The 13963-nt window shown below is 33.3% G+C and carries 11 protein-coding genes; 6 read left to right on the top strand and 5 right to left on the bottom strand.

Annotated features, from left to right (window positions below):
* The gene (locus tag Q1A60_RS00485) at positions 1 to 2208 is read right to left on the bottom strand and encodes a histidine kinase (RefSeq protein ID WP_299762859.1); all 2208 of its coding nucleotides are present in this window, start codon (positions 2206 to 2208) and stop codon (positions 1 to 3) included.
* Positions 2209 to 2374: 166 nt separating this feature from the next.
* On the opposite strand from Q1A60_RS00485, the gene Q1A60_RS00480 reads away from it, so the two are divergent.
* Positions 2375 to 3589: a vWA domain-containing protein gene (locus Q1A60_RS00480; RefSeq protein ID WP_299762857.1), complete on the top strand. Its 1215-nt coding sequence runs from the start codon at positions 2375 to 2377 to the stop codon at positions 3587 to 3589.
* A gap of 161 nt (positions 3590 to 3750) precedes the next feature.
* Positions 3751 to 4617 (top strand): OmpA family protein, encoded by an 867-nt coding sequence (locus Q1A60_RS00475; protein WP_299762855.1) that lies wholly within the window; start codon positions 3751 to 3753, stop codon positions 4615 to 4617.
* Positions 4618 to 4699: 82 nt separating this feature from the next.
* Here Q1A60_RS00475 and Q1A60_RS00470 read toward each other — a convergent pair whose 3' ends face one another.
* A complete protein-coding gene (locus tag Q1A60_RS00470; protein ID WP_299762853.1) occupies positions 4700 to 5701 on the bottom strand; it encodes a type IX secretion system membrane protein PorP/SprF in 1002 nt (333 codons plus the stop codon).
* A gap of 492 nt (positions 5702 to 6193) precedes the next feature.
* Between Q1A60_RS00470 and Q1A60_RS00465 the strand changes: the two genes are divergently transcribed.
* The 4 genes from Q1A60_RS00465 (at position 6194) to Q1A60_RS00450 (ending at position 10585) form a co-directional block, all read left to right on the top strand.
* The gene (locus Q1A60_RS00465) at positions 6194 to 7096 is read left to right on the top strand and encodes a NifU family protein (protein WP_299762851.1); all 903 of its coding nucleotides are present in this window, start codon (positions 6194 to 6196) and stop codon (positions 7094 to 7096) included.
* Between the two features lie 114 nt (positions 7097 to 7210).
* Entirely contained in the window at positions 7211 to 7411 is a 201-nt protein-coding gene (locus tag Q1A60_RS00460; protein ID WP_089369580.1) for a dodecin family protein, read from the top strand.
* A 147-nt stretch (positions 7412 to 7558) separates the two neighbouring features.
* Entirely contained in the window at positions 7559 to 9598 is a 2040-nt protein-coding gene (locus Q1A60_RS00455; RefSeq protein WP_299762832.1) for a thioredoxin domain-containing protein, read from the top strand.
* Between the two features lie 150 nt (positions 9599 to 9748).
* Positions 9749 to 10585, top strand: coding sequence for a mechanosensitive ion channel domain-containing protein (locus Q1A60_RS00450; RefSeq protein WP_299762830.1), 837 nt, complete (start codon positions 9749 to 9751; stop codon positions 10583 to 10585).
* A gap of 73 nt (positions 10586 to 10658) precedes the next feature.
* Here the strand turns inward: Q1A60_RS00450 and tsaB are convergent, their stop codons facing one another.
* From tsaB to Q1A60_RS00435, 3 genes are read right to left on the bottom strand one after another with little or no spacing between them, the layout of a single operon-like run.
* Entirely contained in the window at positions 10659 to 11336 is a 678-nt protein-coding gene (tsaB, locus tag Q1A60_RS00445) for a tRNA (adenosine(37)-N6)-threonylcarbamoyltransferase complex dimerization subunit type 1 TsaB (protein WP_299763768.1), read from the bottom strand.
* A 2-nt stretch (positions 11337 to 11338) separates the two neighbouring features.
* Complete coding sequence (locus Q1A60_RS00440) at positions 11339 to 12625, bottom strand: efflux RND transporter periplasmic adaptor subunit (protein WP_299762828.1); 1287 nt, start codon at positions 12623 to 12625, stop codon at positions 11339 to 11341.
* Between the two features lie 5 nt (positions 12626 to 12630).
* The gene (locus tag Q1A60_RS00435; RefSeq protein ID WP_299762826.1) at positions 12631 to 13962 is read right to left on the bottom strand and encodes a TolC family protein; all 1332 of its coding nucleotides are present in this window, start codon (positions 13960 to 13962) and stop codon (positions 12631 to 12633) included.
* Position 13963: the final 1 nt, after the last annotated feature.

The raw sequence follows: 13963 nt of genomic DNA, 5'->3' as shown, positions 1-13963 counted from the left end.
TTAATCTTTTTTAAGTGTTAGTGTTACTTTGGTACCTTCTCCATTTTCAAAAACATCTGTTATAGCTACATCTACGCGATCACTATACATCTCATTAAGTATTGCGATACGCTTTTTGATATTGCCCATTCCTTTTGATTTTTGTTTTTTCTGATTATCCGTTTTCATGGCTTTACTACGCTCCCTTCCTACTCCATCATCTGTCACTGTAATCACAGCGGTATCTTTATCTTTTTGGCTAAAGTTTATATGTAGCAGCCCTTTCTCTTCTTTATATCGCATGCCATGCCATACTGCATTCTCCACATAAGGTTGTAATAACATAGGAGGTATTTGAAATTCATCTATTGCTAAATTTTCATCTACCGTAAGTGTGTAATCAAATTTATCTTTAAATCTAAAGTGCTCAAGCATTGTGTACTTTTTAATCAATTCTATTTCACTTGATAATGGAATAAAATCTTCTTCACTATTTTCTAATACAGCTCGCATTAAACTTGAAAAATCTGAAAGATATTTATTAGCTGTACGCTCATCATTGATCGCTATAAAACTATTTACAGAATTCAGTGCGTTAAATATAAAGTGAGGATTCATTTGTGACCGAAGTCCTTTAAGTGCTAATAAATTGTTTGCATACTTCTGTCTTTTTGAGCTGCGATACATTGCGAAAGCTGTAATAAGAAGTGAAATGGCCACTACGATTAATGACCCTATTATTAATCGTTGATTTCTATCACTTGCTTCTCTAACTTCTTGCTCTCTAAAAGCCAAATCATATCGATCTTCATTCAGCTCCCTATCTTTTACAAGGCTTCGTATTCTAGCTTGTTTTTCAGCTATATCTTTTTCTAATCGTGTTGTTTTATATAATTCTTGTTCTTTTCTTTGATACTCTTCGTCTACAAGCGTAATATATTTTATATAGCTTTCTGTCGCTTTATCATAATTCTTTTGATCACGATATACCTCTGACAATCGCCTAGTAGCATCTTTTTCTACTATAATATCATTTCTAGTAGCTGCTTCAGAAATACTTTTTTCAAAAAATGGAATTGCTTCTTCAAGCTTATTTTGATAGGCATATGCATTTGCAATTTTATAATTTTGTTTTTGAGATGTTAATACATCATCATTAGAAATTGAATCTTTCACAACATTATCTAGATCTTCTAATACTTCTTTACGAAGTTTTATTTCTTCATCAAATTGTTGTGTTCTATTGTAATAGTCGGCTGTATTGACTTTGGATCGTGCTGCGCTTTCTGAATTCTCTTGATTAGATAAATCTAATGCCCTATTGTATGATACAACTGCTTCTTGAGATTTTCCAATGGCATCATAAGACTCTGCTATTTTTGTATTCAATCGTGTAGCTAATGACACTATAGAAGAGTCTGTTGCTATACGCTCAACTTTTGAATATTGCTCTATAGCTTTTTCATAATCTTTCGTCATTTTATAGGCATCGCCAAGTCCTTCTAAAACTTCTAAATTTTGCTCAAAAGACAATGATTTTTGTTGTAATACTTGATAAAGACTAATACTTTCTTGATAATTTTTATTATCAAAATACGCTCTTGCTAATTTTATATCAACACCTATGTTATAGGTGCTTTCTAAACTTGATTTATAATTAGCTACAGCCAGATCATATTGTTTCCAATAACTATTAACATCTGCTAGTAATTCATAAGCAATGGCTCTCTCGGATTGATTTATTGTTTCAATCTTTAATGCTGAGGCTATATGATCAATTCCTTTAGAAAAATCTTCTTTATAAATTTCTTTAGCCTGTCGAATATAGTCTTCAAAACTTTGTTTAGATATCTTTTTATCTTCTTGCTCACTTAGAAGATCATCATCAGATACTACAGGTTGAACTTGCACATAAATACGCTGATCACTTTCTATTGCAACATATTGGGTTTCAAAATTTTCACTACGTATTACAAGCTCATCTCCTATCCGAGCTCTAATTCTAAACTCTCCATCTTTGGTTGTTGTCGTGTAATCACCTCCTGGAACTTCGATATTTACTTTTGGGACTGGTCTTGATGTTTCCATATCTATAACACTACCTCTTACAGTAACTTCAGGACCTTTATCATTAGGAAGTGAATTATTATTTTGTGAAAAAGAGTTTACACAAGAAAGTAATGCCATTAGCACGACAATAGTAGAATATATTTTAAAAATCTTTTTCATAAGGCTCAAACATACTAGAAAATTGCTACACCAAAAAATGACTATACTCAGATATACCAAAATATAGTACTATTTAAGTATCAAAATGACAATCATACTAAAATAATAGTAGGGTTCCCTCATTCAAATGAACTGTTCCCTCATTTTGAATTTTTAACCTCTTTTTATGTCTTTAGTTTTACATCATATTCATCAAAATATACAAACGATTATGAAGACTGCAACATTATTAATAACATCGCTACTACTAGCTACATCAATTTTTAATACGTCTCCTAAAAGTGACCTTAAAGAACAAACAGCAGTAAAGCAACATCATACTAATACAATTCATCTAGAACCAGATACAAATGTTATTAAGGTAGCTCTTTTATTGGACACCTCTAATAGCATGGACGGCCTTATTGATCAAGCAAAATCACAATTATGGGAGCTGGTAAATGAACTTTCTTATGCAAAATGCAAACATGAAAGTAAGCCCTCTTTACAAATAGCTTTATACGAATATGGTAATGATAGGCTTAATGCACAAGAAGGTTTTATTAGGCAGGTAAGTGCATTTAGCAATGACCTAGATGAGATTTCAAAGAGCTTATTTGGCCTTACCACCAATGGAGGAAATGAATACTGTGGCAAAGTAATTCAAGTATCATTAGACCAATTAAACTGGGGAACAGATAAGAATGATTTGAATCTTATTTTTATAGCAGGTAATGAACCATTTGACCAAGGCCCTGTTCGTTACCAAGATGCATCTTTAAATGCGTGTGAGAAAGACGTAACTATTAACACTATCTTTTGCGGAAATTATAATACTGGAGTCCAAACCCACTGGAAAGATGGCGCAGAGTCTGCCAAAGGAACGTACATTGCCATAAACCATGACAAACGCACTGTACATATCCCTTCTCCATACGATCAAGTCATTTTAGAAAAAAACAAAGCACTTAACAATACATATGTTGGCTATGGAAGGTTAGCGGAAGATAAAATGGCATTACAAGTACAACAAGATGCTAATGCAAATGAGTATGGACAAGCAAACGCAGTAAAAAGAGCCGTTAGTAAGAGTTCACACTTTTATCAAAATAGTAGTTGGGATCTAGTAGATGCTGAGGGAGAAGCAGATTTCAGCTATGAAAAATTAGACGATAAAGATCTTCCTGATGAACTTAAAGGAAAGTCTACTTCTGAAATCAAAGCATATATAGCTACAAAAAGGAAAGAAAGAGAGCAGATACAAAAAGAAATCGCAGAACTTAATAGTAAACGTGTTGCATATGTTGCTTCACAAACAAAAAAAGACGACAATCAGTTACGTAATGCAATGGTAGAAGCTATTAAAACACAAGCAAAGAAAAAAAATTATACTTGGGAATAAACCCATATTCCATTATAAATGAAAAGCGTATACAGTATTGTATACGTTTTTTTATTTTAAATACAATTTGTAAAAACCAAATATACTACTTGAAACGTATAATATATATAAACAAAGAACTACTGACATAAAGTAGTAAAACAATTAAAACCCAAGTTAAAATGAAAAAAACGTTTATAATTATTGCGATAACCTCGCTATCTCTTGCTTCATGCGTATCCAAAAAGAAGTATGTTGCTTTACAGTCGGAGTATGACAACACTAAGGTTACACTAACGAAAACTAAAGTAGAAAAAGAAGAATTAGAAAGTAAATATGGCGCTATACAAGCTCGTGTTGAAGAGTATAATACAAAAATTAATTCTTTAAAAGATATTAATAATGAACTTACCGTAGCAAATGATCAGAAATTAGACAGAACAAGTAATGGAGCTGTGATATCAAATGATGTCAAAAAACGAATGGCAGCAACATTGGCCAATGTAGATCAAGCAGAACTTTCAAAAGCCAAAACGCTTGAAGATTCTATGAATTTAGCACTTTCACATAATCTTAAACGCAATCTTGACCGTGATGTCATAGAAGATATTGAAAATGATGATATTTCTATAGATATTGATGAAACTGTAGTTATGATTTCTATTTCTGACAAATTATTATTTAAGTCAGGAAGTTATAGAGTTAATAAAGAAGCAAATGCCTTACTTAAACGAATTGCAGATGTTGTAAATTCTGAACCTGCGATAGAAGTAATGGTAGAAGGTCATACGGACGATCAGTCTGTAAAGCCCGGAGCTTATGTCAAAGACAACTGGGAACTTAGTGTAGAACGATCTACAGCTATTATTAGAGAGTTACAAAACACTTATCAAGTAGATCCAGCCAAGTTAATCGCTGCGGGAAGAAGTAGCTATATGCCTATAGTTCCAAATGATAGTAAAGAGAACAGATCTATAAACCGAAGAACTCGTATTATCATTTTACCAAATCTTGATAAATTTTTAGCGCTTATAGCATCAAATGAATAAGCTATAGTAAAAGACATATAATTCAATAAAAAAGCCTCGTTTGTTATATAACAAACGAGGCTTTTTTATACTATCATTTTTATTAGTTCACAGCTGGACAGTTACAATCATATGGATCTTTATTTTCTCCAAGGTTATATCCTAATGTTACTTGGTGAAATCCTCCGTTTGTTAAAACTACTGAGTTTGTTTGATTTGAATATGTATATCCAAATAAGAATCTATCATAAGATCCCCCAACAAATGGGCTAATAAATTGTGTTTTTTGTATATCTACAGTTTCTCCGTTTGGAGTGAATTCTGCACCATCAAGACTTCTTCTATACGAAAGTCCTCCCCATAATCTACCCCAATCTAATTTATAATATGCTTTTGCGTTTAAATCAATATTTGCTTCTCCTGTACGTTCTGTCGCTTGGAACAAGGCTGAAGGCTCAAAACTCCAGTCAGAAAAATTAGGAGAAATTACATATCCCATAGACACAATATATCTACGTTGATTATTTGGTTCAAATGCTTCTGTAAAGATATCTCTGTTTGCAGGAAGTACATTCTTCACCGTAAAGTGTGCAAAGAAATCTAAGAAATTATAAGACATCCCGAAATCAACATTTATATACGAATCAGATTGTTCAATACCAGCAATCACAGGGTCAAAATCAGTAAGATCAAAATTAGTTTCATCTAGTTTACCTTGTAAGACTCCCAAACTTAATCCAAATGAAAGTTGATTAAGGTCTACATAATTTCGCGAAAGCAATAAATGATATGAAAACGTTGCATATACTCCTTGTTGAGAGAAAAAACCATTCCTATCATTAAATAGTATCCCTCCGACACCCACTTTTTCTCCTATCCTACCATTTAAACTTATGGTTTGTAATGCAGGCGAATCTTCAACACCAGCCCATTGACCACGTGCCGTACCTCTAAGCTTTGCTGTTTTTGAAGCACCAGCCATAGAAGGGTGAAGCAGATAAAGGTTATCTTGAAGATAATCTAAGAATACCGGCAAACCTTCCTGAGCAACAACAAATTGCGAGCAAAACAATGCCAGTATGATATAGTATTTTTTTAGATTCATGGGACTATTTTTTTTGTAACACAGGCTTTAGCACAAGTGTATTGTATCTAAATTTCGAATCATTTATAACAATACAAGATGTACAGAAAGCTCTGTAACGTTCAAATATATAAATTTTTGTATTAAAGCGTTCAGATTTAACAGGCATTATGTAATTGAAAACCGCATATACAAATTCAAATATCCTATTATCATATATAGAAAAATTCACATCATATGAATATGTGCGACATAAATTTATTCGTAATGGTAAGAAACGTAGGATTCTTTTCATCAATATGTAGTTTTCAAGGGGGCGTAAATATAGGAAATTACAACATATATTAGGCGCCTGTGCATTGCATAACGACAATTTTATCTATTTATTGAATCATTAGATACATTTTTAACATTAATGTTTACTTTTTAAGGTTGATTCCTCCTCTATTTAAGAACATATTCTATAGTGTAATAAATAGCTATAATACCTACCTTTGTAGAAAAATTATTGTAATGTCTACATATAGTATTACTATTGAAGGAACTTCAAATCCTGCAATAAAAAAATTTCAAGCAAACCAATTTTTGGTAAACCATAATAGTTACGAGTTTAACAATATAGATGATGCTGCAAATTCTCCATTAGCACAACAACTATTTTATCTTCCTTTTGTAAAGACCGTATATATTGCTCAAAATTTTGTGGCAATAGAAAAGTATAATATTGTAGAATGGATTGATATCCAAAATGAAGTCTCTAAACAAATAGAAGATTATCTTAATGACAATGGCGTTGTTATCATTGAAGATATCGCTGCAAAAAAAGTACCCGTTACTGTATATGCAGAAAGTACACCAAACCCATCTACCTTAAAATTTGTAGCAAATAAAAAGCTAGTCACAACACCTTTTGAATTTAAAACAATAGATGATACGGCTCACGCACCTCTAGCTAAAGCATTATTTCATTTCCCATTCGTAAAAGAAGTTTTTATGGATGAGAACTATGTAAGTGTTCAAAAATATGAAATGGCAAATTGGGACGAAGTTGTTACTGAAACTCGTGAGTTTATAAGAAACTTTATACAAGATGGAAAAGAGATTATCACTGCAGAGCAACTTAAGACACCTCAACAAGTAGAGACTATTGCTGAAGCTACCTTTGAAAATCTTGATGACACCTCTAAGGAGATTGTAAATATCATAGAAGAATATGTAAAACCGGCTGTTGCTAGTGACGGAGGAAACATTGTATTTAAAAATTACGATGAAAAAACTAAAAATGTATCTGTGATTCTACAAGGAGCTTGTAGTGGGTGTCCTTCTTCTACATTCACACTTAAAAACGGTATTGAAAATATGCTTAAGCAAATGCTACCTGGTCGCATAAATGCCGTTGAAGCGATAAATGGATAGGATGAAAAGCATAATTACAGCATAATTATCACTTTAAATCTTGTTTTACACATAGTTTATTGATTATTTGTAACTTACAGTTTCAATAAATTTTTAAACCAAAAAAAGATAATTATGGCAGTAATGAAAGTTATAGAAGTACTATCTAGTTCTAAAACTAGTTGGGAAGATGCAACGCAAAATGCAGTATCACAAGCGTCAAAAACAGTAAAAAACATAAAATCTGTATATGTGGCAGAGCAAAGTGCGGTTGTAGATGGAGATAAGGTAACAGAATACCGTGTAAATCTTAGACTTACATTTGAAATAAAGTAAGTCACAAAACATATCATATAAAAATCCTATCCTCGTGATAGGATTTTTTTTGTTCGTATTTTTACTCCTATGAATATATACAGACAATTTTTATTGTTACTCACACTAATACTATTCTGGAGTTGCAAAAACCAGAATGAATCTGATATGCATACATATACCAATGACCTCATACAGGAAACTAGCCCATATTTACTTCAACATGCACATAATCCTGTAAATTGGAAACCATGGAATGAAGAGACATTAGCACTTGCTAAAAAAGAAAACAAGCTCATTTTAGTAAGTATTGGCTATTCATCTTGTCACTGGTGCCATGTCATGGAACATGAAAGTTTTGAAGACACACTGGTTGCCAATTTTATGAATGATCATTTTATTAATATAAAAGTAGATCGTGAAGAACGTCCAGATGTAGATAATGTATATATGAGTGCCGTTGAACTCATGACAGGTAGAGCTGGTGGGTGGCCTCTTAATGCTATTGCTTTACCAGATGGAAGACCTGTATGGGGAGGTACATATTTCCCAAAAGAAGACTGGATGAATTCTCTAGAACAGGTAGCAACTGCATTTAAAGAAAGTCCTAATGCATTAGTAGAATTTGCAGATAAACTTGCATCTGGCATCAAAACGAGAGATATTGTAACTCCAAATCCTAACAAACCAATATTTGAAGAGGAACTTATTATAGCATCCCTTAGCACATGGTCAAAATATTGGGATACCCAAGAAGGCGGCATTGATAGAGCTCCTAAATTCATGATGCCTAATAACTATCAATTCTTATTACGTTATGGCCATCAAACCCAAGATAGCACGATCCTTAACTACGTAAATACCACACTAGAGAAAATTGCATATGGAGGCATCCAAGATCAAATAGGCGGAGGATTTGCAAGGTATAGTACAGACAAAAAATGGCATATTCCACATTTTGAAAAAATGCTCTATGACAATGCACAACTTGTAAGCCTCTATAGTGATGCATACTTACGTACTCAAAAAGAACTTTATAAAGAAACTGTCTACCAAACATTAGCCTATATCGCTCGTGAAATGACTACCGAAGAAGGAGGGTTTTACAGCGCTCTAGATGCTGATAGCCTCACCCCAGAAGGCGAACTTGAAGAAGGTGCTTATTATGTTTGGACAGAAGCAACCTTAAAAACACTCTTAAAAGAAGAGTATGATCTTTTTGCTTCCTATTACAACATCAATGACTTTGGAATATGGGAAAAAGACCATTATGTTTTAATTCGTAAAGATTCAGATGTAAATTTTGTAAAAGAACATGGGATTTCAATTGCTGATCTTAAAGAAAAAAGAAATCAATGGAAAGAGGTCTTAGTACGCTTTCGCGAAAGCAATAAAGAAAGACCTCGCCTAGATGATAAAATTCTAACCGGTTGGAATAGCCTCATGACCAAAGGATACGTTGATGCCTATCGGGTTTTTAACGATCAGAAATTCTTAGAGATCGCACTTAAAAATGCCTCGTTTATTGTTGACAACATGATACGCAAAGATGGTGGCCTAAATCGAAACTACAAGAACGGGAAGAGTACCATCAATGGGTATCTTGAAGATTATGCCAGTACTATAGATGCTTTTATCGCTTTATTTGAAGTAACTACAGATACTTTCTGGTTAGAAAAAGCAAAACAACTTACAGATTATGCATTTGTGCATTTTCAGAATAAAGAAAATAGCATGTTCTTTTTTACATCTGATGAAGACACCGATTTAATAAGCCGGAATATAGCGTATATAGATAAAGTGATCCCTGCATCCAACTCTATGATGGCAAAAAATATTTTCACACTCTCTCACTATTATCTAGATAAATCATATACGCAAACGGCAGCAGCAATGCTCAATAATATGCAACCAGAAATAGATCAATCTCCAACGGCTTTTAGTAACTGGTTAGATTTATATCTTAATTATACGAATCCTTATTATGAGATTGTGATAGTAGGACCTAATGCTAAAGAAGTTCTTACGGAGTTAAACACTCATTACATTCCGAATAAGTTAATAGCGGCTAGCACTTCAGAAAGCACACAGGAGATTTTTGAAGGACGTTATCTCAAAAATGAAACACTCATTTATGTTTGTGTTAATAATGCATGCAAGCTTCCAGTGAGAAGTATCACAGAGGCATTAGCGCTTATTAAATCATAAATAAGTAAAGAATATCGAAATTTATAGATATACGACACAAATATGTCGATATACACATACATTTGACTTACAAGGTATTTAAAACCATACCTCTTAAAAGAACGCTTGGTATTTTTCTTATTTTTATAATAACAAATAAACATTCACACAATGCAAATAGAACAAAAAGCACAAGAAGCTAAAGATTGGACAGAAACTGCCTTAGAATATGGTATTGAGTATGGTACCAAAATCATTATGGCAATTATCATATGGATTATTGGAAAATGGATTATCAACATCATCATGAAGGTCTTCAAGAAAATGCTCAAGAAGAACAAAAATATGGATGAGACTTTAGAAAAATTTCTTTCTAATCTTCTCAGATCCATTTTGCTGGTTTTATTGATTATAGCCATACTAGGCCAATTAGGTATTGACACTGCTTCTTTTGCTGCTATTCTTGCCGCAGCAGGTCTTGCTGTAGGTCTTGCATTACAAGGCTCTTTATCTAACTTTGCAGGTGGAGTTCTTATTATGTTATTCAGACCATTTAAAGTAGGTGATTTAATAGAAGCACAAGGAGAAGTAGGTGTTGTTTCTGAGATTCAAATTTTCACCACAAAACTGGCTACTCCTGGAAATAAATTAGCCATTCTTCCTAACGGGGCATTATCTAATGGCAACATAAAAAACTACACAGAATTAGGACAGTTACGTGTCGATCTTACGATAGGTGTTGCTTATGATGCAGATATAAAAGAGACAAAAGAAGCACTTATGAGAGCTATGACTTCTCAAGATAAAGTCTTAAAAGACCCTGCTCCTACAGTTAATATGGGAGAACTAGCTGATAGTTCTGTAAATTATATGGTACGACCATGGGCTACGCCAGAGCATTATTGGGATGTATACTTCCAAACGATTGAAAACTGTAAGATAGAATTAGATAAGGCTGGTATTGAGATTCCTTACCCTCACGCTGTTGAGATTCAAAAAGAAGGATAAAAACAACATTTTATAACGCTAAAAAGCTCCTATGGTTTAGACATAGGAGCTTTTTTATGATATTACTTTTTGATTATTTTTTCTTAGGTATTCCAGCAATAAAATCTTTAAGATAATAAGGCTCAAAATAGGCCACATCTTCATAATCACTTAGCTTATTTTTAGCTTCTGCCAGCTTGGTCATTTCTGCCGCTGAAGGCAATGTATTTTTTACAAAAACAGCATTAGGGTGCTTACAAATTTCTTCAAACTTTGACACGCCATTGCCTACAAAATACACTTTTCCCTTCTCGAGGTAGTCAATAAAAGAATTTTCTTCTAAAATCTGAGCTTCCGTAGCTCTAACTTGATGATGGTTTGCATCAAAAACAGCACTATACACCTCCATTCTACGCGCATCTAGCATTGGTATAATGTACTCACCTTCATTACAACTAACTTTATAAGACAAAGACTCTAATGTTGAAATAGAGATAAGAGGTATTCCTAAAGCATAACATAATCCTTTGGCCGCTGAGACCCCTATACGTAATCCTGTATAACTACCAGGACCTTTACTTATAGCAATAGCTGTAAGCTCATTCTTTTCAATGTTTGCTTCACTCAACACTTTTTCTATGTATGGATGTAGACGTTCTGCATGAGAATATTTCACATCATTATCTTCTTGCAACACGCTTTGCTCTCCATAAATAGACAAAGCCACCGAACAATTTGTGGTGGCTGTCTCTATACATAATATGTTAGACATCATTATTCGTCTGTTTCATTTTTAGATTCTTCATCCTCTTTAACCTGTACTAGATCTCCTGTCTTTAGTCTTTTAGTTACAAGATTATAAGGCCCCGTAATGATTTCATCTCCTTCATCTAATCCAGATAAAATTTCAATATTAGAGTCATCTTGAATTCCAGTGGTGACTACTTTAAGTTTTGCTTTGTCTCCATTTTTAACAAAGACACATTCAAACTTTTTATCATCTCCTTTAATATCCTTTTTAGGCTTATCTTTCTTTGTGGCACTCGTATCTGACTTTACAACAATTGCGCTAATAGGTGCTGCAATGCTATTCTCTCTTTTCTTCGTAATTACATCTACAGTTGCAGTCATTCCAGGTCTAAAAGGAGAGTATGTTTCCGATTTACCTTCTAAAAGATCTCTATACGATTCTTCAAGGATACGCACTTTTACTTTAAAGTTTGTTACTTGATCTGCAGTTAATGTTGACTCTGCCGAATTTGCTATTTCTGTAACAATTCCTTTAAATTCTTTCTTCAAATAAGCATCTACTTCTACTATTGTAGAATCTCCTACCTCTATTTTTACAATATCATTTTCATTTACATCAACTTCTACTTCCATATTTGCAAGGTTTGCAACTCTTACAATTTCAGTTCCTGTCATTTGCGCAGTTCCTACTACGCGTTCTCCTAGTTCTACACTAAGTTTTGATATAGTCCCATCTCTAGGAGCAAATATCGCTGTACGACCTAAGTTATCCTGTGCTTGTTTTACTTGTGCAGCAACACTCTGTACATTATAATACGCACTTTGTTTTGTTGCCTGCGCTACTTCATAATCTGATTGTGCTCTATCAAAATCTGCCCTTGATATAACTCCTTTATCAAATAAAGGCTTATTACGATCAAAATTTAGTTTTGCTACATTTAAACTTGCTTCCGCTTGTGCAAGTCCAGAACGTGCACTTTGTAATGAAGCTTGAACTTGATTAAGTGCCCCTTGTACTAAGTCTGGATTAATACGTACTAGTAGATCTCCTTTCTTTACATCCTGCCCTTCTTTAATAGGAAGTTCAATAATCTCTCCAGATACTTCTGAAGATATACTCACTTCTACCTCTGGCTGTATTTTTCCAGTTGCAGCAACAGTTTCTATAATAGTAGCTCGTTCTACTAGTTCTGTTTCAACTTCTTTACCTTTTTTTCCGTTTTTTATGATACCAGACTTACTAAGTCCAATTAATCCTAAAATAACTATTACAATTAATCCTAAAAGGATAAATACTACTTTTCTACTCATTTTGGTTAGAATTTAAGTTCTGTCGCTGGCACTCCATAATAGAGTTCCAGTACTTTAATACGGAATATATAATCGTATTTTGATCGTGTTAATTCAATCTGTGCGTTATCATAACGTAGTTTTGACTGACTAAAATCAAACGCATTTGTACGACCTACGTCATATCTAAGCTTTGCATATTCATAAGCTAATTGCTGAGACTCTAAAGCAACTTTGGCTGCTTCATAGCTTTCTTTAGCCGCTTTTACCGCTGTATATGATTGGTATACGGTAGACTCTAAATCAAGCTTTGCCTGTTTTACTGCGATCTCATTATTTTCAATATTCAGTTTACTACGTTTTATTGCATTACGCACTCCAAAGCCATTAATAATAGGAACATTAAGACTTAACCCATAGTTAATACCGTCATTAGTATATAACTGAGTTCTAAAAGGAATATCAATAAAATCATTTGTTGTAAATCGTGTATCATATCCGAAAAAAGCAGAAAGTGTAGGATATCGAGCTCCTTTACTTATCTGTAAATCTTTCTTTGCAATCTCAAGATTTTGTTCTGCAATTTTAATTTCATAACGATTTTCTTTTGCACTATCAATAATAGATTCTACAGGAGAGTTTACAATCTCTTCTCCAAAAATTGAATAACTCCCATCTACTACATCAAAATCTCGGTAATTTTCTACAGCAAGTAATTGTGCCAGATTAATTTTAGAAAGAATTACTGAATTTTCAGCAGCAACAATACGTTGTCTTTCTGAAGCTGCCGTTGCTCTAATTTCTAATAAATCTCCCTCCGGCAATACACCTCCATCTACAAGTTCTTGCGTTCTTTCTATTTGTTCTAACGTAATTGCATTTTGAGCCTGAATTGTTTTCAAGTTTTCTTTATTTAAAATAATATCTAGAAAAGCATTAGCTACAAATAATGCGATATCATCTTTTGCTTTAGAAAGATTAAACTCTGAAGCTACTTTTGCTAAATCTGCTCGTTGTAATTGACGAATATTTCGAAGCCCATCAAACAATGTATATCCTACATTTATACCTCCTGTTGCATTTAAGGTTGTTACGGTTTGTGGTTGATTTGTTACTGGGTTGAAACTTAAACCTGTGTTTTCAGATACACTTGCCCTTCCATTAACTGTTGGCACAAAAGCACCTTCTGCATCAGATTTATCAAGGGTTGTATTTAATAGTGCAACTTCAGCTTGTTTTATCGTAATATTATTATCTAAAGCATATTGCACACACTCTTGTAGAGTCCATTTTTTATTCTGAGCAAATCCTACTGCAGAAATGAATAGACTAAAACATATAATGAATAATTTTCTCATA

The sequence above is a fragment of the uncultured Dokdonia sp. genome (assembly GCF_947492535.1).
Lineage (GTDB): Bacteria > Bacteroidota > Bacteroidia > Flavobacteriales > Flavobacteriaceae > Dokdonia.
This window is presented reverse-complemented; position numbering and strand designations above follow the sequence as displayed.